At 36.5% G+C, this 20204-nt stretch carries 18 protein-coding genes; 6 read left to right on the top strand and 12 right to left on the bottom strand.

The genetic code is table 11. From position 1 onward, the window contains the following. Window positions 1-8 precede the first annotated feature (8 nt). From MW695_RS11570 to desA, 7 genes are all read right to left on the bottom strand, one after another. Entirely contained in the window at window positions 9-926 is a 918-nt protein-coding gene (locus tag MW695_RS11570) for an ABC transporter permease (RefSeq protein WP_247105473.1), read from the bottom strand. Then, a complete protein-coding gene (locus MW695_RS11565; protein ID WP_247105472.1) occupies window positions 913-1974 on the bottom strand; it encodes an ABC transporter permease in 1062 nt (353 codons plus the stop codon). Before MW695_RS11565 ends, MW695_RS11570 begins: the two co-directional genes overlap by 14 nt. Continuing rightward, the gene (locus MW695_RS11560; protein WP_247105471.1) at window positions 1955-3481 is read right to left on the bottom strand and encodes an ABC transporter ATP-binding protein; all 1527 of its coding nucleotides are present in this window, start codon (window positions 3479-3481) and stop codon (window positions 1955-1957) included. The genes MW695_RS11565 and MW695_RS11560 overlap by 20 nt, the downstream gene beginning before the upstream one ends. Before the next feature lie 224 nt (window positions 3482-3705). Then, entirely contained in the window at window positions 3706-4755 is a 1050-nt protein-coding gene (locus MW695_RS11555) for a BMP family lipoprotein (RefSeq protein WP_247105470.1), read from the bottom strand. A gap of 258 nt (window positions 4756-5013) precedes the next feature. Then, a complete protein-coding gene (locus MW695_RS11550) occupies window positions 5014-5613 on the bottom strand; it encodes a response regulator transcription factor (RefSeq protein ID WP_247105469.1) in 600 nt (199 codons plus the stop codon). Between the two features lie 20 nt (window positions 5614-5633). Next, window positions 5634-6743: a sensor histidine kinase gene (locus MW695_RS11545; protein WP_247105468.1), complete on the bottom strand. Its 1110-nt coding sequence runs from the start codon at window positions 6741-6743 to the stop codon at window positions 5634-5636. Window positions 6744-6847: 104 nt separating this feature from the next. After that, window positions 6848-7900: a Delta(5) desaturase DesA gene (gene desA, locus MW695_RS11540; protein WP_247105467.1), complete on the bottom strand. Its 1053-nt coding sequence runs from the start codon at window positions 7898-7900 to the stop codon at window positions 6848-6850. A 282-nt stretch (window positions 7901-8182) separates the two neighbouring features. Between desA and MW695_RS11535 the strand changes: the two genes are divergently transcribed. Further along, window positions 8183-8797 carry a YesL family protein gene (locus MW695_RS11535; protein ID WP_247105466.1) on the top strand — a complete coding sequence of 205 codons (615 nt, stop codon included), beginning with the start codon at window positions 8183-8185 and terminating at the stop codon, window positions 8795-8797. A gap of 97 nt (window positions 8798-8894) precedes the next feature. Here MW695_RS11535 and MW695_RS11530 read toward each other — a convergent pair whose 3' ends face one another. Genes MW695_RS11530 through MW695_RS11520 form a run of 3 tightly spaced genes read right to left on the bottom strand, consistent with a single transcriptional unit; the run spans window position 8895 to window position 12447 of the window. After that, on the bottom strand, window positions 8895-9794 hold the full coding sequence (locus MW695_RS11530; protein WP_247105465.1) for a carbohydrate ABC transporter permease: 900 nt from the start codon (window positions 9792-9794) through the stop codon (window positions 8895-8897). 20 nt (window positions 9795-9814) lie between these two features. Then, a complete protein-coding gene (locus MW695_RS11525; protein ID WP_247105464.1) occupies window positions 9815-10783 on the bottom strand; it encodes an ABC transporter permease in 969 nt (322 codons plus the stop codon). A 53-nt stretch (window positions 10784-10836) separates the two neighbouring features. Further along, window positions 10837-12447: an extracellular solute-binding protein gene (locus tag MW695_RS11520; protein WP_247105463.1), complete on the bottom strand. Its 1611-nt coding sequence runs from the start codon at window positions 12445-12447 to the stop codon at window positions 10837-10839. 261 nt (window positions 12448-12708) lie between these two features. Here MW695_RS11520 and MW695_RS11515 point away from each other — a divergent pair, with 261 nt between their 5' ends. Then, on the top strand, window positions 12709-13611 hold the full coding sequence (locus MW695_RS11515; RefSeq protein ID WP_247105462.1) for an AraC family transcriptional regulator: 903 nt from the start codon (window positions 12709-12711) through the stop codon (window positions 13609-13611). Between the two features lie 49 nt (window positions 13612-13660). Here the strand turns inward: MW695_RS11515 and MW695_RS11510 are convergent, their stop codons facing one another. Beyond that, complete coding sequence (locus MW695_RS11510; RefSeq protein WP_247105461.1) at window positions 13661-15937, bottom strand: glycoside hydrolase family 127 protein; 2277 nt, start codon at window positions 15935-15937, stop codon at window positions 13661-13663. A gap of 324 nt (window positions 15938-16261) precedes the next feature. On the opposite strand from MW695_RS11510, the gene MW695_RS11505 reads away from it, so the two are divergent. The 4 genes from MW695_RS11505 to isdG are packed head-to-tail and all read left to right on the top strand — an operon-like array spanning window position 16262 to window position 19383. Beyond that, window positions 16262-17221, top strand: coding sequence for an ABC transporter substrate-binding protein (locus MW695_RS11505; protein WP_247105460.1), 960 nt, complete (start codon window positions 16262-16264; stop codon window positions 17219-17221). Then, a complete protein-coding gene (locus MW695_RS11500; protein WP_247105459.1) occupies window positions 17218-18213 on the top strand; it encodes a FecCD family ABC transporter permease in 996 nt (331 codons plus the stop codon). The genes MW695_RS11505 and MW695_RS11500 overlap by 4 nt, the downstream gene beginning before the upstream one ends. Then, window positions 18213-19010 carry an ABC transporter ATP-binding protein gene (locus tag MW695_RS11495; protein ID WP_247105458.1) on the top strand — a complete coding sequence of 266 codons (798 nt, stop codon included), beginning with the start codon at window positions 18213-18215 and terminating at the stop codon, window positions 19008-19010. Before MW695_RS11500 ends, MW695_RS11495 begins: the two co-directional genes overlap by 1 nt. Window positions 19011-19038: 28 nt before the next feature. Beyond that, a complete protein-coding gene (isdG, locus tag MW695_RS11490; RefSeq protein ID WP_247105457.1) occupies window positions 19039-19383 on the top strand; it encodes a heme oxygenase in 345 nt (114 codons plus the stop codon). Window positions 19384-19432: 49 nt separating this feature from the next. On the opposite strand, the gene srtB is transcribed toward isdG, so the two are convergent. Next, window positions 19433-20185 carry a class B sortase gene (gene srtB, locus MW695_RS11485; RefSeq protein ID WP_308446086.1) on the bottom strand — a complete coding sequence of 251 codons (753 nt, stop codon included), beginning with the start codon at window positions 20183-20185 and terminating at the stop codon, window positions 19433-19435. Window positions 20186-20204: the final 19 nt, after the last annotated feature.

The following is a 20204-nucleotide window of genomic DNA, read 5'->3' as shown; positions in this document are numbered from 1 at the left end:
ACTTCCTTTTAGCGTGAACTTTGTTGATTAGAATGATTCATTTCTACTCCTCTTCCTTTAAGTAAAAACATCGCAACTAAAGTTAAAATATATGGAATCATACTCGTAAATTGAGTCGGAATTGAAAAGCTCTGCATCCGTGTACTAAGAGCATCTGTTAATCCAAATAATAGACTAGCTCCTAATACGCCAAATGGATGAGATTGACCTAGCATTGTTGCGACAAGAGCGATAAAGCCTCTTCCAGCTGTCATCCCTTCAGAAAACATCGTTACAAGCCCTAATGACAATTGGGCACCAGCTAACCCACAAAGCACACCACTCATTGCAACAGCTAAGTATTGTAACCCTTTAACTCGGATACCTAAACTATGTGCAGCAACTTGATTATAGCCTACGGATATCATTCGAAATCCAGTTACGGTACGATACATAAAGATAAACAAAATAAACGGTACAATTAAAGCAACATAAACAAGAATCGTATGTCCTGAAAATATTGTACCAAGAACAGGAATATCTTGCACAATTGGAATATGAATGTTTGATAAACCTGACATTGTATTATCGTAAAATGCACCTTTCACATCAAAAATTGTTCTCAACAAAAAGGTCGTAAGTCCTAAAGCTAAAAAGTTAATGGCAATACCAACAACAATCATATTTGCCTTAAACTGTATTGTCATAACAGCTAAAATAAGTGAAAAAAGCATACTCATTAATGCAGCAAAAAAGATTGAGAACCACAAGTTACCAGTAAAATAATTAGCGACAATGGCACTGAAGGCCCCAACTAATATTAAACCCTCAAGTCCGACATTAAATATTCCGACACGAGCACACAACATTCCACCGAGTGCTGCTAACAAAATAGGTGTGACCATTCTTAAAGTTGAATTTAAAAGAGAAAGATCAAATAGCTCCATTGTTTTTCCTCTCTTTCTTGAGTGCCTTAATCCACGTTAACGTTAATTGAGCAGAAATAAATAGAATGAGTACAGCTTGAATGACACTTGCGATTTCTAAAGGAACATCTGTATTACGCTCAACTCCTAAAGAACCAGTATGTAAGGCCGCCAAAAAGATCGAACTAAAGACGATCGCAATTGGATTAGATTTCGCTAGTAGAGCTGCCATAATGCCAATCCACGCATACTCCGGCACCGTTAAGGCATTATCAACAAAACGATGATGGGAGCCTAACACTTCAAATGCACCTGCTAACCCTGCAATTCCACCACTTACAAACATACTTATAAGCATAACCTTTGTTCTGTGAACTCCTCCGTAAGAAGTAAAAAACGGGTTCTTTCCTAGCATATTCACTTCATAGCCAATCGCGGAGTAACGAAAAGTAACAAATAAACCGATAGCAATAACAATAGCAATGATAAATCCATAATGAACACTCATCCCTGTTAAAATTTTAGGGATCCAAGCTGAAGCATCTATCAATTTAGACTGAGCGAGTGCTGCTGAGCCATCTCGATCTTGAAACGGATGACTAACTAGATAGCTCGCAAATAAAACCGCTATATAATTCATTAAAAGGGTTGAAATAATAAGTTGTACTTTAAATTTCGCTTCCATCCATCCAGCAAGAGCTGACCACCCTCCTGCGACAGCAAAACCAACAATGACTGCACCCATTAATTTAACAAATCCAGGTCCAGGAAAATAAAGTGCGACAAGAGCAGCACTTACTGCCGCTAATACCATCTGTCCCTCTCCTCCAAGATTAAAAGCCCCTGCCCGAAAGGCAATACTTACACCTAGGGCAATTAAAAGAATAGGAGTTGCTCTTGCAAGAGTAGACATAATAAAATAAAGATTTCCAAAAGCACCTTTCCATAACTCACTGTACGTTTCTATAACAGGTTCACCTAAAGCTCGCATGGCAATTGCTCCTACTAATAAGCCGATAAAAATAGCAAAAAGCGGTTGGATAAGTGCATTATTTTTCATTGAGCGCATCTTCCAAATTACCTCCTGCCATTAATATACTGAGTTTTTCCTCCGTTGCTTCAGAACGACTCATTTCACCAACAATTTCTCCTTCATACATGACAAGAATTCGATCAGATAGCTTCATAATTTCGGTTAATTCTGAGGAGACAAGTAATACAGACCCATTGTCATTTCGTTTTTGTATAATCGAATCATGAATAACTTCCATCGCTCCAATATCAACACCACGTGTTGGTTCAGCTGCAATTAGAAATGGTGTATTCTGTCCTAATTCGCGTGCAACAATTAGCTTTTGAAGATTCCCACCAGATAGATTAGAAGCTTCCTCTTTTATTGAACTTGTCTTAATTGAATATTGATTCACCCAACGTCCAATAACCGGATGAAGTGATTTCCTTTTAATCCAGCCATTCGCTATAAACCCTTCTTTACGATGAAAACCGATTATGGCATTCTCTTCAACCGTTGCATCTTTTGCAACACCCCATTTATAGCGGTCTTCTGGGATATGGGCGATCCCTGCATCTCTTCTCTCTTTCACATTAAGAGCTTGTATAAAGTTCCCATCTAGCTTAATTGAACCCTTTTGAATGTCAATGAGCCCTGAAATCGCCTGAATAAGCTCTGACTGACCATTTCCTGATACTCCGGCAATTCCTACAATCTCTCCTCGATTAACATGAAGGGAGACACCCTTTAATAAAGGCTTATCGTCATTCTCCTGTACACGAACATTCGCAAGTTCAAGAAAGCGTTCCCCATTCATTGATATTCTTTCATCTACCTTCTTCAACTCACGACCGACCATTAAAGTGGCTAGCATATGTGAGGTTGCTTCACTAATCGGCATAGAACCTGTCACCTCGCCATTGCGCAGTACAGTTACATAGTCAGCGACATCCATCACCTCTTGAAGTTTATGAGTGATAATAATGACACTCTTACCTTGAGATGCCAAAAAACGAATCGTTTTCAAAAGACCTTCTACTTCTAAAGGTGTCAATACAGCAGTTGGTTCATCTAAAACAATAATATCAGCCCCTTGATATAGGACTTTAATAATTTCAATTCTTTGTTGTTCACCGAGTGAGCATTTCATTACTTTTTGCTTTGGACGTAATGGAATACGATATTGTTCTGCTAAAGCGTCTACTGCTTTTATCGCTTCTTTTCGCTGAAAGAACCCTAACTTTTTTGGTTCACGACCAATAACGATATTTTCTGATACGGTCAAATATGGAAACAACATAAAATGTTGATGAACCATCCCAATTCCATGATGAATTGCATCGGATGGGCTTGAAAAGACAACACTCTTCCCATTCATCCAAATCTCACCTGTTGTAGGAGTTTCCATTCCATATAACATTCTCATTAAAGTCGTCTTACCAGCACCATTTTCACCAATGATGGCATGAACTTGTCCTTTATTTAATGAAAATGATATATCCTTATTTGCATAGAAATCACCGTATTTCTTAGACATATGTTTCATTTCCAAAATAGTCGACATGAGGTTATCCCTCCTTAACGGACGTTTGTTTTAATAATAGAACCTTTAAAAACAAGGAAAAGGTGACTCACTAAATTCATTAACCTAATTGAAAGGGTTAATACGTAGGAGTCACCAAACTGTAGGTCACCAAAAATGTTAAAAATCAACAACCTTTTTCAGTACCTATGTAAAAAGAAAGGAACCCTTCTTCTTACGTATCTTTACACACGACTGGCCAAGCATCACTCTGCGTGAAGAGGGTTAGGAACCTCTAAAGAACCTGAAACAATTTCATCCTTTATTTCTTTCACTTGCTCAATAACGTCTTCTCCTACCTTATCACTTAGTGGCGTCTCACTCTCATGAGTCACATATGTTAAACCAACACCATCATCTGCAAGACCGTAGCTTACGACACCAGCCTCAAGACTACCTTCTACAAAGGATCTAATCGTCTCGTATGCAGCTGCATCAGTACCTTTGATTTGTGAAAGCACAATATGGTCAGGATCGATAACAGTTCGATCGACATCTTGTCCAGCTGTTAAGAAGCCAGCTTCCTCAGCTGCTTCAAACACACCTAGGTCACCAACCGCTGCCGCTCCCGCGATAAAGTCTGCACCTTGAGAAGCCTGTAACATAGCTAATTCCTTAGCTCGAGCTGGATCTGCAAAGTCATTTACGAAATTCAGAACAAATTCTGCATCTGGATTCGTAGCTTGCAACCCATCTTCAAAGCCTACTGTCCATTTTGAAAGTAAAGGAATATCCATTGCTGCTACCATACCGACAACATTCGTTTCAGTTATTAAGCCAGCTGCTGCTCCTAATAAGTATGCAGCTTCGTGCTCATCAAAATTCACACTACTCACATTCGGTAAATCTACAACGGTATCAATAATCGCAAACGCTTGATCAGGGTGATCAGTTGCAACATTTGTTAAAGGGTCCTCAGCTTCAAATGCAGCTGTAATAATTAAATCATACCCTTCCGCAACAGCGACTCGAAGGTTTTCTTCAATGACTGAATAGTCAGTAGACTCCACTGATGTTACATCAATACCGAAATCTTCTCCTGCTTGCATCGCTCCATCTTCCATTTGCTGAAAAAATGGATTCACACCAATTCTTTCTGGTAAAATTAATGCTATTTTCAAATCAGAAGCTGTCTCTTGTGTTTGTTCGTCTTCATCACCTGATACACTATCATCTTGACCTTCGTCATTATCATTCGTTCCACATGCTGCAAGTAATAATAGAAGCAACATTAGCACAGTTAATACCTTTTTCAACTTATTATCCCCCACTCATTTCTATTTTTTCGTCAAAACAAACCTTCCTTTTTATCAATTAGAAACATAGAATGAAATTGTATAAAAATTTGAAGAATTTTGTCGACTATGCTTATCTTATGAAGAAAACAGTATGCTGTCAATATTCTTAATAGATTTTCATATATGAATGAGGAGAACAAAACCAGTTAGCTAAACGCTTACATACAGTAAACATAAGAATTCAAACGATCAAAAGAATCCCCCTCATTTGAATGCTTACTTAAACCAACCTTTTTCTTTAATCTTCGCAATCGCTTCTATACGATTACTGACATCCAATTTATCAAGAATGACTGAAATATAATTACGTACTGTGCCATTCGTTAAAAAAAGCTCACTTGCAATTTCCTTTGTGCTTTTTCCGTCTGCCATTAATTCGATGACTTGCCTCTCTCTTTCGGTTAAAGGATTATCTGCTTCAAACACAAGGTCAACCAATTCTGGTGAGTATATTTTTCTTCCTTTCATAATCGTTCTAATCGCACTCGCCAGTTCCTCACTTGGACTATCCTTTAGTAAATATCCACATACATTAGCCTGGCGAGCTCGCTCGAAATAACCTGAACGAGCAAAAGTCGTTAGGATAATCACTTTACAGGGTTGTTTGATTAATCTTTCTGCAGCATCTAGACCACTCATCACGGGCATTTCAATATCCATAATACAAATGTCCGGCTCTTTCTCTTCAACTAATTGTATGGCTTCTTCACCGTTTCGGGCCTTTCCAACAACAATCATATCCTCTTCCAAATCAAGAAGTGCTCCTAATGCTCCTAATAGCATTCCTTGGTCTTCTGCGATAACAATTCGTATCATGTTACCCCCTCCCCCGGTCATCACTTAATAATATTCGGTACATATATATCGAGAGTTGAACCATCTTCATTTCGAATGTCAACACTACCATTTACAAACTCTAAACGTTCCTTAATGCCCCTTAACCCGTTTCCTGTTGCTTCAGCTTCCATTTGAAAACCAATTCCATTATCGTGAATGAGAATCCGTAACTCCTCATTCGTTTCTTGAATACTTATTTGGCATAATGTCGCCTGACTATGCTTGACAATGTTGGTAACAGCTTCTTTCACACACATACTTATGACATTTTCAACTAGCAACGGCGTATGCTTTAAGTTTGTTTCACCTTCTAAAGAAAAGTCAATATCTGCAACTAATAGTAGCTGTTGCACATGTTCAACCTCTTCTTCTAATTTAATTCCGCGCATATTCGAAACCATCTCTCGTACTTCCTTCAATGCTGTTCTTGCCGTTTGATGGATATCCAACAATTCATTCTTCGCCTGAGATGCTTGAACATCTACAAGCCTTCTAGCTAAATCACTTTTTAATCCGATCAATGATAATTTTTGCCCGAGAGTATCATGAAGGTCACGAGCAATACGCTGTCTCTCTTCGATGACCATTAGCTTTGATATTCTCTGATTTGCGTCCTCTAATTGATTCTCAAGCTGCTCCTGCTTATTGCGGTTGTATGAATTAAAAGGCATCAAAATTACACCTATAACGGACATGACGATAAAAGGAAACTGAGACATAAACAATTCTCTTTCAATGAAAAAACAAATACATACCGAAATAATCGTTGTAATTAAATGAATGACATAGAGTGTAAAAAAGCCAACTTTGCTTTTAATATTTCCGATAAAAAACGCCAAAAATAAAGCAAAATATACATAACCATAAAGCAATGTCATCGTAACGCTAATTGTCATTTCGATAGCTACACAAAGATAAACAAGCTTCCCCTTTGAAATAAACGAAAGACGATACGCTGTAAAAAAGAATAGAATCATGACAAAACCAAAAATAATTTCAAAAGCTGAGGACGTTCTAAAAATAAAGTAAAAGGGCAAAAGGCAAAAAATAATCCAAACATAAATGCTTAATCCTGTGTTTTTAGGAAAAATATTGTACCACTTCTGCATACGAACCTCATTTCTAGTCATAAGCCTTCCTTTTATTATACTTGATTTTATACCTTAATTGTAAAGAAAAACCATTCAATCGTCATTGAACGGTTTTTCTTCTTTTACTTCCCTTGTAAGCCTAGCCTTCTCTTTTCTAATTGAATTGTCTTTTTATTTTTTTGAAGCTCTTGCTTAATATCTTTAAATGTCACGAATGTTTTTGATTCTTCATCATACAACCTAAATCGAATAGCTTGTAGACTTGTTTTAATCGAAACAGTTGTTGCCTTCTGGAGTGGTGTAACCGTTTCATGCACCGTTTGTAAATGATAATTAGGAACACGAGGACTTAAATGATGAACGTGATGATAACCGATATTACCCGTTATCCACTGTAACACTTTCGGCAGCTTATAATATGAACTTCCATCTATAGCCGCTTTTACATAATCCCACTCTTGCTCATCTTCAAAATATGAATCCTCAAATTGATGTTGAATATAAAATAACCAAATACCTAACATTCCGGATACAAACATGACCGTTCCTTGGATAATGAAGAAGGCTTGCCAGCCGATTAGCCAAATCATGAATGCATATATAAGAACGATTGATATGTTTGTCACGTATAAATTTAAGCGTTCTTTTTTTCTAGCCTTCTTACGATTTATTCGGTTTGTAATTAGAAAGAGATAAGCAGGTCCTAATCCAAACATAACTAGCGGATTACGATATAAGCGATACGCCAAACGTTCCTTAAACGAAGCATTAACATACTCGTCCACAGTCATCACCCACATATCACCAATCCCGCGCTTATCCAGATTGCCACTACTTGCATGATGCATTGAATGCTCCCATTTCCATTTTTCAAAAGGGAACATCGTCATAATACCTGTTATCGTTCCTAGTAGCGTGTTCATTTTTTTATTTTTCAGAAATGAGCCATGACAGCAATCATGGAAGATAATAAAAATTCGAACAGCAAATCCCGCTGCAATAATGGAGAAAAATAACGTTAACCAAATAGATAAAGTTAAACTCATATAAGCTAGACCCCATAAAATAAAAAACGGAGGAATTGTGTTAACGATTTGTTTCAAACTAGAGTTTTGATCAGAATTTTCAAAAGGTACAACTTTCTTTCTAAGCTGAGCCAGTTTTTGATTACTCATATTGACGCCTCCCTAAAACGAGTACTTTTACTACATTTTAAAGGATAACCCAAAACATAAGAAGTCATGAACGTCAAAGGATACATATGACAAATGTCATATGTAATGATTACATGCATCATTTCAAACAAGATTTCTGTTTCATCAATAGCAACACAATTTACTGTTTATACTGGCATGAAACGACTTATAAATTGAATTGTAATGTTACAAAAAATCAATTTACATTTCTATTACTATTTCGTAAAATATACATACGAACTTTTTTATGGAGGTGTTTTTTTGAAAGGGGTTTCAGAATGGTACATTCGTTTAGGTAATATGGCACTCAACCTTTTTCTTCTCAACATATTGTGGCTTTTATTCACTGTATTAGGTCTCGTCGTTATTACGATCTTCCCTGCAACCGCAGCACTGTTTTCTGTTACTAGAGATTTTATATTAAAAACTGATCAAAGTGCTATTTTTAAACCATTTCTACACTCATTTAAAAAAGAATTCCTTCGAGCAAACTTAATTGGTTACATCTTTTCTTTCGTAGGTATACTCTTATTTGTTAACCTATATATATTGCAACAACTCGATTATACATTTTTTCATTTATCATTGACTGTTATTACTTTATTAATTTGTTTAATTTTTTCATTAAGTGCACTAATGATTTTTCCAGTTCTCATTCATTATGATTTAAAAGTGTGGAGATATTTCCAATATGCTGTTTTTATTACAATTGGACGCCCCCTACACTCTATTATGTTACTCTTGGGTGTTGCAGCGATATTCTTTTTATTTTTAAAAATACCAGGATTAATTCCGGTATTCGGTGTCAGTTTAATGGCCCTGCTCATTATGAAAATTGCCTCTTTATCATTTCCACATAACAAGCAGCCAGCATAAAAACATTCACCACTTAAATTTAGACATAATTAAAAGCAGCTCAACAATAACAGCGAATTCCCGTGTTGAGCTGCTTCTTCATACAACTTCACATATTCTATCCTTTAACTGATCCAATCATTACACCTTTTTCAAAATATTTTTGTATAAAAGGATAAATAATTAATACAGGTAAGGTTGAAACAATAATAACACCATATTTAATCTGATCAGCGTATCTTTGGGCATACCCTCCTGCTGTTCCACCGCTACCAGCTCCTTCAGCAAAAACTTGATTAGAGATCAATATATCCCTTAATACAATTTGTAAAGGCTGTAAACTGTAATCACGTACATAAATTAAACCAGTAAAAAAGTTATTCCAGTGGAACACTAAATAATATAAACCAATTACTGAAATAACTGCCTTTGATAAAGGTAGAACAATACTTATGAAGAAGCGAAAATGATTACAGCCATCAATCGATGCTGCTTCATGCATTTCTTTTGGAATCGTATGTTCAAAAAAAGTCCTTGTAATAATTAAATTAAATATATTAACAGTCGCAGGATTAAAAATAAAAACCCACATCGTATTCACTAAGTTTAAATCTCTCATTAACAAATAGGTTGGGATTAAGCCACCATTGAAAAACATTGTAAAGACAAAGAAAAACATAAAAAACCGCCGTGCTTTAAATTCATAACGTGATAACACATATGCAGCTGGTAAAGTAAATATTAAACTAATAAGTGTCCCTAACGTAGCATAGATAATCGTATTTTTATACCCAGTCCATATACGAGAATCAGAAAATATTTCTTGATAACCAAATAAACTAATACCTTTAGGGAATAGTAGAACTTGCCCGGTTGAAACGAGTGTTGAATCACTGACAGAAGCAATGACGACAAAGTATAGAGGATAAGCAACGACTAGAAAAACAAGTACACATATCACATAAACCATTATATCAAAAAGTAAATCAGATCGTTTCTCATATTTGAATTTCCCCATCGTAAAAACCTCCTGTTAAATCACCATAAACTTATTTTCGATGTACGATTGGCGATATAATTCATTAGAACAAGCAGCGAAAAATTAATGACCGTATTAAATAGACCAATGGCTGCAGCATAACTAAACTGACTTGACATGATCCCTACTTTGTAAACGTATGTTTCTATTACTTCTGAAACAGGAAGGTTTAATGGGTTTTGCATTAAATAAATCTTCTCGAAGCCAGTACTAATAATCGTCCCCATATTTAAAATGAGTAAAATGATGATTGTTGGAACAATCGCTGGTAACTCTACATTTCTTATGATTTGCCACCTACTTGCTCCGTCCATTTTGGCAGAGTCGTATAATTGTGGATCAACACTAGCTAAAGCAGCCAAGTAAATGATGCTATTCCATCCAACATGTTGCCATACATCGGATAATACGTAGACAGGTACGAATGTTTGGGTAGAAGCAAGCAAATTAATGTGACCTAATCCTATAGCACTCATAAAGTGTCCAACAACACCTGAATTAGGAGACAATAATACATTAATCATCCCGACAATAACGACTATCGAAATAAAGTGTGGCAAATAGACCGTTGTTTGTAATAGTTTCTTTGTACGTTTAAAGCGAATCTGATTAATTAATAAAGCCAAAATAATTGGTGCAGGAAAACCGACAAGTATCGTCGTCAGGCTAATAACGATTGTGTTTCTGATTAAATCAGTAAATAGATGACTGTCTATAAACTGCTGGAAATATTTAAAACCAACGAATTCTCCACCTGTTAGCCCAGCAGCAAAGTCATACTCACGAAAAGCTAACTGGATTCCATACATGGGTACGTAGTTAAAGATGATCACACACAGAACAGCTGGAAGTAGGAGTAACCAAAGCTGATAATCACGTTTAAACGTGTTAAAAACGGTTGGCTTTTTATTAAGTTCAACTTGTGCCGTTGACTGAGTGGTATTCCTATTCGTTTGAATCAGAGCCATGAACAACTCCCCTTTTTTGGAGGGTCTAGTATATGAACCCCCCACATAGTTTCCTATTCTATTGATTGAACGTAGTCATCGTAATAGCGTTGCATAATGTCGAGGTTTGTTTGCAGTCCGATTCTTTCTATTTCCGCAACGTAAGCATCCCATTCATTTTCAATGCCACCTTCTGTGATCCACTGTGAATATTTGGCCATTGCTAAGTTCATAAAGTCAGTATTAATTAAACTCATTTGATTATTATCTTCATCGCTATACTTAATGAAAATTCCTGGATACACATCAGTCAAAGTATCAATATTTGATAATACATCATTAAGAGGTTCCGTTTGTCCTAAAACATCTTGCATATCTTCTCCCAATATTAAATCGAGAGAATCGGAGATATACATTGGGCCATTATCTGCCCAGGTTGTCGTCCATTTCCACGTTCCAGGATCCATTTGCTCATCTTCTGGAGGAAGTACAGTGTAAGAGCCATCTCCATTATCTTCAATGTTCGTTCCAAGCGATCCAAATAATACTTGCATACTAACTTCGGGATCATATAATTCATTAATAAATCTCATAGCAGCTTCTTTATTTTCAGTTGCTGAAGACATTTGCACCATGTTAACGCCATAATTTAACTCGTTATAATCATATGTCCATGAAAGATCTTCTGTTTGATTTGCTGATGCTGCAATTTGTGGCATCGACGTATACTGGGACGCTAATTCATTCCCAAATCGATCTGTTTTTTCCCAGCCAAATGTAAAACCTACCTTCGCAGTCGATCCATCACCTCGACCTAATGATTGGTAAGTTGTATACTCTTGAGTAAATACTTCAGAATTAATTAACCCATCTGCCCATAAGCGGTTCAAAAATTGAACATGCTCCTTATAGCGCTCATCAACAAAAAAGTTCTTCACTTCAGAATCTTCCACGAAATACCCTTGACCTCCACCACCAGAGATCGTCATTCCTGTACTGCCTAGTAAAACAGTTGGATGGAAGAAACCGAAGCCCCCTGTTCCAACAGGAGCAAAATCCATTGGAATTTCATCATTAGGATTACCACTACCGTTGGCATCTTGCTCTTTAAAAGCAAGTAACACTTCATGAAGTTCATCCCAATTGGTTGGCATGTCTAATCCTAGATTGTCGAGCCATTCTTGATTAATAAATTGTCTCGTACCCGTATCTGGCCAAAAACGTTGATATTTAGGTAAACCATAAATGTTTTCATCCAATTGGGTAGCAATAATTTTTGTCTCAGGTTTCTCATCAAACATTTTTTGAACGTTTGGTGCGTGGTCATCAATCAATTCTGTTAAATCTTGAAATAACCCAGTAAATCGAGCGAAATCAGCATCTGTTATCGCATTAGGCCCCACAATTAAATCAGGTATGTCACTCCCAGCCAACATCGCTCCCTTTTTCTGATCCCAATCAGCCGTGACCTCTTCCCATTCAATTGAGACACCAGCTCTATCTTCAGCCTCTTTAAGCCATTCAATATCGTTAACATCTTTCGTGAGCGGATGTTTCAAAATAATACCAGTCAAATGAACAACTCCGTCTTCGGCCTCCTCTTGGTTTGTTTCATTATTGCTACAACCAGTAAACAAGATGACCATCAAACTGCATATGAAAACGATCAAACTGAACTTTTTCATCTGATTCCCCCCAATGAATTCAAATTTAAACTTCAATCATCATGATTTTAAAGCGGAATTAAATGAAAACCCCCCTTCTTATCAATCAAATAAACAAAAAGAATACGCTTACATAATTTGAAATTCATATTTGTTATTTGATTTTGATTAATGTGTGTATAAATTTATCTTATAGAAAGGAATTGGATTTGTCGGTAGCGAATTATTTATAAAGGGTAGATTAATCCGACTGAATTCACTATACCAATGAGGAGGATGAAGATGAACGAATTCATTAAATCGTCCGTTGAACAGCCAATCAACTTTCATTCTGGAGGTCAATTTATTACGACGGAGAATTGGACCCATATGAAACGCAATATTGATATATTTGTTGTCATTATAAATTTGAATGAAACGCTTTACATTGAACAGAATGATCAACGGTACACCGTCTTACCTGGGGAAATCCTTTTTTTAGTTCCTGGACAGCTTCATGTAGGATTTAACCCTTCACCAATAGGCACTTCCTATTATTGGTTTCATTTCACATTTCCTAACAACTATTCATTACTCACACGTAAAATGATGGATAGTGAAGTAACATCCATGCGTTCAAATCTGATACCCATTAATAATCATTCGTGTTCAACTGTTTTATTACCAATCCATACTAAGCCTCGCGAAGTTGAACGAATTCATATTTTGTGTAAGCAATTATTTGATGTTGTGAAAGCTAATTACTACAATACGTATAATACACACTATTTAGCCACTTCACTACTCATTGAAATATCTGAACAAACGATCTATCATTATAAAACGGTTTTATTGGATACAGCAGCTGAGCGAAAAGTAGAAATGATAAAAGAGTGGATTCGAATTCACGTATTCAAGAAAGTCTCCGTAACGATGATAGCCGAGGAATTCCAATATAATAGTGACTATTTATCTCGCATCTTTAAACAGGCAACCGGTTATAACATTCAAGAATACATTCATCGAATGAAGATTTCTAAAGCTAAAGAACTTCTCATGAATACTAATGTAACCGTTAAAGGAATCGCTATCACCCTAGGTCTAAATGACGAGAAGTATTTTATGCGATTATTTAAAAAATACGAGCAGATGACCCCTACTGAATTTCGAAAAGCGTATTTTCGTATGCCAATGAATAATGTTTAACTGCATCGAACCGAAAAGAGGTGCCCGTAATGTGAGCACCTCTAAACATTTAACTACGAACTGTTCTAACTTCATAAATACGTCCAGTAGCTTCTGTTTCATCGGTTGTAAATTTTACTTCAATTGTTTCTTTCCCTTTTGTGAGTTCAAACGGGATTAAACTTTCCTCTACAAATAATTTCTCATCATTTTCTGAGTTATTTATTTTAATCTCTGAAAGAGTCGTGCCATCAATTTCAATTGTAAATTGACGTTTATACCAGCCCCCATCTATATGGATGCGCGATTCATTATTAACATACATGACTTGTAAAGCCATTTTTTCATTAGGAGATACTTTTAGCTCATAACTGAAATATCCTCCAGCATAGCAATCACGCCAACCTTTTTGCATGACATTAAAGTAGCCCGAACGAGAATTATGTTTCTTTAACTGGTGTTCAACTTCTGGTTGCTGTTCATGCGGTTGTACTTCATCTATCGTCCGTTCTCTCAATTTCTTGAGCGTTTCTTTTTCATCGTCAATAAAATGATTGTAGGAAGCCTCATTCATTACATGCCAATATAATGTATATCTCTGGTGATGTAATTGATAAAATGGGATCAGCTTTAATTTCTTTTGACCGGGTTGTCCAATCTCTTCTGTTTCAAAGGTTAATGACTTCTCATCAATTAAATAGATTTGATCAAGAATTTGATCACGTTCTGTTACTAGTGTTGGAACATCTATTAACGGATGATTATTAAGCGACAAGTGGTTTTCTAATATATCTGTTTTAGGAAACTGTTCCTTTCCTAAAGCGCCTGCTAAAACGATTGGTCCATACATAAAACCAATCTTGTTCTGATCATCCTTTGCTACGTACATATGTAAGTTCATCGGCAATTGAACAGTTACCTTATCACCTTGCTTCCATTTACGTCGAATGCAAATGTATCCCGAATCTAAAATAGCTACATCCTCTTTTTGACCATTGACATCGACAATGACTTGACCATTCACCCAATACGGAACACGAATATGTAAGTTCCATTCATCTACGGGTGTATGTTCGATGAAGAGGTTAGCACGATCTGAAAGCGGAAACTCAGTTTCTTGCTTAATTGAAATGGAATTAGACTCAGACTTAAAGCGAGACGAAATAAACAGGTTGACAAACAAATTGTTTTGATCTGAATAGTATATCCCCCTAGAATATCTAGCTGGGTTCTCCATTCCTGTCCCAGTACAGCACCAAAATGAATTCTCAGCAGAGCAATATACTTTGAAATGTCCTGGTTGAGTTGAAACAAAGTATGTTTTCATCCCGCTATCGGGGTCTTGTGACGCTAATATATGGTTATATAATGCTTTTTCATAAAAATCAAAGTACTCACTTTTTTGATCCCATCCAAATAACAGCTCTGTTAGTTTGAGCATATTGTACGTGTTACACGTTTCTGCTGATTGAACGCCTAATTTTTCACTATTTAACGGCCCAAAGTGCTCATTAATACTATTACCACCAATGACATATGAACGATGTGTGGTTACTTCATTCCAAAAGAATATAGCCATATCCTTATATTTTTTTTCGCCTGTCAAATTATACAATTTAGCAGCTCCGATTACTTTCGGGATTTGTGTATTAGCGTGCTTACCCTCCAATTGATCTATTCGTTGTGCCAACGGTTCTAGAACCTCTTCATGGCAAAATCGAATCGCTAATTCAAGAAAGTCTTTGTTACCTGTTATGTCATACAAGTCTGCCATCGCTTCATTCATTCCACCATGTTCACATATTAGCATTCGTTGAAATTGTTCATCTGTTAATAAATCAGTGCCTTTTTTTGCCCAATTCGCTAACGTTACTACTACTTCAAGAGCCTTGTTCAACCCCATTAAGCGATAAACATCAATGCATCCAGCAAACAATTTATGTAAACTATACCAAGGCACCCATTGACCAGCTAAACTGAAATTCTCTACTTCAAAGTCGCCTGAAAACGTCAGATCAAAGCATTTTCGTGGAAACCCTCCTACATAACCATCTGTATCATAACTTTGAATAAGAGCAAGTTCATCAATCGTATACATAACTTTATCTTTTAGAGACTCATCCTTCGTAGCCTCATACATTTGCCCCATAGCTGATAACCAATGACCAACTGAATGCCCACTTATACCCGTGGACTCCCACCCACCGTACCGTGGTTTTCTTGGTTGCTTCGAGACAGCTTCATAGCACGGAGCCAATAATCGATCAATATCTAAGTAAAGTAAATATTCCTTTCCTATTGTTTCTGATTGTTTAAACAATCCTTCTAGTAAATATACTTGATCCATCTATTTCTCCTCCTATGACATCAGACCATTTGTAGTATCGTAACATGAGCAGTATCAAAAATCGGTATGAAAAATCATATATTTGGTAGATAAATCCGACTTTCAACTTAACAACCTATCGATTTATAGAACTTAATTATTCAACTCATATCGTTAGAACTCACCTCGTCTACTTTTCATTGTAATACTCATTTTCTTGTTAATAGAAAAAGGAGGTTTAAAAGAAAATTTTAGTAATTATCATTGACATCAATAGTGATATTCATTATCATTTATAGTGAAATCGATATTCATTATCAGTAAAGTGTTGTAAGGAGGACACCTATGAAAGAACAGCTTACCTTTGTTTTATTAATAATGCTTATACCAATCATTATCTCCTGCTCCAATGTCGAAATAAATGAAACAGAAGATCGTAGTGATGAAGTGACACATATGATTACAGACTTTTCAAACGAATCGATCTCCTTTAATGGTGTTCCAGAACGAATTGTTGCGTTAAGCACCGGTGATTTAGATATGATTACGGCACTTGGAGGGCAGGTTGTCGGAAGACCTACTGCATTATTACCTGAGTCTCTACTAGAGCTGACAGATGTTGAGCAAATTGGTTCTACTCATGAAATAGATCTGGAAAAAGTCACATATGTACAACCTGAAATCGTCATAGGACATACTCAAATGAACCTCGGTGATCGCCCAACTATTGAATCACTCGGTGCAAAAATGGTTTTATCTCATGCCCAATCTGTTACAGATATTCAGGAACAACTTCTCCTGTTTGGAGAGATGCTTCAACAAGAAGGTAAAGCAAGTGAACTTATTAACTCTATCGATGAGAAGGTTGCAGAAATCGCTCAACTACAAGAAAGTACTGAAGAAATACGTGTATTACTTATTTACGGAGCGCCTGGTACATATATGGCCGCCTTACCTAATTCACTAAGTGGTCATATGCTTGAGTTAGTTGGTGCTCATAATGTGGCTAGTGATTTTCCTAGCTTAGAAGCCTTTCCTCAATATGCTCAATTAAATACCGAACGAATTGTTGAAGCTGATCCGCACTATATTTTACTAATGAGTCATGGCGATTCGGAAGCTGTCAAAGAAGGCTTTATAAAAGAAATGGAGCAAAATGCGGCTTGGAATCAAATAACCGCAGTACAAAACAACGCTGTTGATGTATTACCAAATGATTTATTTGGCTCCAACCCTGGTACGAGAATTATAGAGGCACTCGATTTATTAGTCGATTTGTTCTATTTCAATGAGGAGCAATCATGAACATTAAAGAACGCCAAAAAAGAAGAACGATAGCGATTTCTTTAGCGCCTCTCCTTCTTTTACTATCGCTTTTTTTCGGTTTGACATATGGATCGGTCACCATATCACTTCAAGAAATTTTAATGGTATTTTTTTCAGATGAAGGTTCTCTCAATCACACTATTATTTTCGACTTGCGACTTCCACGAGTCTTAATTGCGCTACTAGTTGGTGCTTGCTTAGCTGTGTCAGGTGCCTTATTACAAGGTGTCATGAAGAATCCTTTAGCAGATCCAGGTATTATTGGTGTTACAGCTGGTGGTGGACTAATGGCTAGTTTAACGATGCTTATTTTACCACAATTTAGCTACCTTCTACCAATATCAGCTTTCATTGGCGCCTTCGTAACAGCCATGATGATTTATTTTCTCGCTTGGGATAAAGGAGCTTCGCCTTTGAAAATCATATTGGCAGGTGTTGCGATTAATGCATTATTAGGAGCTGTTCAAAACGGTGTCATGATCATTTATAGCGATCGTGTCCAATCCGTCCTTCCTTGGTTAGCTGGTGGTCTTAATGGACGAAGTTGGTACCATTTAGATTTTATGTACCCTTATGCGCTTATCGGCTTACTGCTATCACTATTAGCTATTAAACCTGCCAATTTATTATTACTAGGAGATGATTCTGCCAAACTACTCGGCCAACGCGTAGAATGGCAACGATTTTTACTCATTTCCTTAGCTGCATTTTTAGCGGGAGCAGCTGTGAGTGTTGCAGGATTAATTGGATTTGTTGGACTCATTGTCCCTCATATCATCCGTATTTTAATTGGTGAGGATTACAGATTTCTCTTACCTCTTTCTGCAATGTATGGAGCCATACTCGTTGTCGTTGCTGATACGATTGCCCGTACATGGTTTGATCCGATTGAACTACCAGTTGGCATCTTGCTTGCCGCTCTAGGTGCACCATTCTTTCTCATTCTTTTGAAGAAACGAGGCTTGATTTAATGAATGCTATTCAAACAGAACACATTCAATTGAACATCGGTTCCTTTTGTTTATCTAATATTTCATTACATATTCCAAAAGGGAAGCTTACAGCCATCGTCGGACCAAACGGCTCTGGGAAATCAACATTATTAAAAACGATCGCTCAACTTCTCAAACAAGAAAGCGGTAATATTTACCTAGAAGGGCAATCGATTAGAGGGCTACACCCAAAAATATTCGCTCAAAAGCTTGCTATGATGCCTCAATCAAAACAATCGCTACCGAATCTCACCGTAAAGGAGCTTATCCATTATGGTAGAGCTCCATATAAGAAATGGTTTGATCGAATAAACGATGAGGATCAAGACATCATTGAATGGGCTATGCGAATCACAAACATTACAAAGTATGCTGAACGAATGTTTTATACTTTATCTGGAGGTGAACAGCAAAAAGTACGTATTGCATTAGCGTTAACTCAAAGAACACCTGTATTGCTTTTAGATGAACCTACAACGTATTTAGATATCGCTCATCAACTAGAAGTACTGAATATTTTAGAAGAGATTAATCGTCATGAAAAGACAACCATTATTATGGTACTACATGAACTTCAACATGCCGCTGCCTATTGTGATTATTTGTTAGCAATGAAACAAGGAAAATTAATACACTCGGGTGAGCCAGATTCATTACTAAGCTCACAATTTTTGAAAGAAGTTTATCATATTGATGCAAAAGTGATGTATGAAGACGACTATCCACTGATTATTCCGTTAAAAAAACAACCATTCAATAGACGAATGCATGCTTAACATTTATTAAAAACAAGGAGGAATTACAATGGTTATTGTTACAAATCGCTCAAAAATTACTAAAGGAAATGGTGAGAAGTTAATTGAACGTTTCAAGAAAGTTGGAAAAGTCGAATTTATGGAAGGTTTTCTTGGACTTGAAGTTCATTTTACACAAAATACAAAAGATTATGATGAGGTGTCCGTTGTTACTCGTTGGGATTCGAAGGATGATTTTAAGAATTGGACGAAAAGCGATGCTTTCCGTGAATCTCATCAAAAAAGGGAAATTCCAGAATACATTATTGAGAATGACATTTCCTTCTATGATGTAAAAGTCGTTCGAAATCCATTAAATGGTACTGATCCGTCTATCGACCAAGCTGCACAATAATTTATATAGATAAGAACCTGCTACCTTATTTCAGTGTAGCAGGTTCTTATTATTGTTCTCTTAAAGTTAATTTACCGTGAACGACTAGTCTCCCCTCATCACGATCAAGCTGATAATCACAGGTGGATAATGTGATAATCTGATCATCTGAATGAACCGTCACATTAGAATGAATGACTGAACGTTCCTGGATATCCTCTAGAAATGATACATAATGTTGATCATCACGAAAATCTGTTTCAATATAGTAAAAGTCTGTCGTAGTAATATAGGCAGAAAAGATTTCAACATCATATTGTTCATATAATGTATCCCACAACATGGTCGAATTTTCATCATAAAATTCTTGCTCTAAAAATCGTGGTAATTGCCCAAACATCGAACCATCTCTCATTCGATGCCCATAAATGATCGTATGACTATTTTCTTCATTAACATCATTACGATAATCTAAAAATAAACTCCCTGCTCTCGTCTCATCATGTAAATAGTTGCGGTTTAAATAATATTCGTTATCTTCCGCTTGTAATATAGGATAATCAATTCGAGTGCCATCAATCGTTATCCATCCAACGATATTTTCATTTATTTCTAAGAGTGGATCAAACGACATTTGAATCTGATCACGATCATCACCTAACCCATTCTCATCCACTTCATACACATCTTGAATTTGTGCTAATACATGCCGGTTGTTCCCATAATCATAGACAATTGTTATTAATTGATACATTGCAAAGGTAAACACGGCGATACATAGGATCGTGATACACCGTTGAATCACTTTTTGGATCTTATTCACTGACTCAACCTCTTTCTCT

It is taken from the genome of Halalkalibacter sp. APA_J-10(15) (assembly GCF_023017105.1).
In the GTDB taxonomy this organism is placed as follows: Bacteria; Bacillota; Bacilli; order Bacillales; family Bacillaceae_D; genus Halalkalibacter.
Note: the sequence above shows the minus strand (reverse complement) of the source record. Positions and strands in the feature narration are given on the sequence as shown.

Bases quoted from the DNA above. Each gene is read 5' to 3' on its own strand.
- MW695_RS11570 (WP_247105473.1), bottom strand. From the start codon at position 926: ATGGAGCTATTTGATCTTTCTCTTTTAAATTCAACTTTAAGAATGGTC.
- MW695_RS11565 (WP_247105472.1), bottom strand. From the start codon at position 1,974: ATGCGCTCAATGAAAAATAATGCACTTATCCAACCGCTTTTTGCTATT.
- MW695_RS11560 (WP_247105471.1), bottom strand. From the start codon at position 3,481: ATGTCGACTATTTTGGAAATGAAACATATGTCTAAGAAATACGGTGAT.
- MW695_RS11550 (WP_247105469.1), bottom strand. From the start codon at position 5,613: ATGATACGAATTGTTATCGCAGAAGACCAAGGAATGCTATTAGGAGCA.
- MW695_RS11545 (WP_247105468.1), bottom strand. From the start codon at position 6,743: ATGCAGAAGTGGTACAATATTTTTCCTAAAAACACAGGATTAAGCATT.
- desA (WP_247105467.1), bottom strand. From the start codon at position 7,900: ATGAGTAATCAAAAACTGGCTCAGCTTAGAAAGAAAGTTGTACCTTTT.
- MW695_RS11530 (WP_247105465.1), bottom strand. From the start codon at position 9,794: ATGGGGAAATTCAAATATGAGAAACGATCTGATTTACTTTTTGATATA.
- MW695_RS11525 (WP_247105464.1), bottom strand. From the start codon at position 10,783: ATGGCTCTGATTCAAACGAATAGGAATACCACTCAGTCAACGGCACAA.
- MW695_RS11520 (WP_247105463.1), bottom strand. From the start codon at position 12,447: ATGAAAAAGTTCAGTTTGATCGTTTTCATATGCAGTTTGATGGTCATC.
- MW695_RS11515 (WP_247105462.1), top strand. From the start codon at position 12,709: ATGAACGAATTCATTAAATCGTCCGTTGAACAGCCAATCAACTTTCAT.
- MW695_RS11510 (WP_247105461.1), bottom strand. From the start codon at position 15,937: ATGGATCAAGTATATTTACTAGAAGGATTGTTTAAACAATCAGAAACA.
- MW695_RS11505 (WP_247105460.1), top strand. From the start codon at position 16,262: ATGAAAGAACAGCTTACCTTTGTTTTATTAATAATGCTTATACCAATC.
- MW695_RS11500 (WP_247105459.1), top strand. From the start codon at position 17,218: ATGAACATTAAAGAACGCCAAAAAAGAAGAACGATAGCGATTTCTTTA.
- MW695_RS11495 (WP_247105458.1), top strand. From the start codon at position 18,213: ATGAATGCTATTCAAACAGAACACATTCAATTGAACATCGGTTCCTTT.
- isdG (WP_247105457.1), top strand. From the start codon at position 19,039: ATGGTTATTGTTACAAATCGCTCAAAAATTACTAAAGGAAATGGTGAG.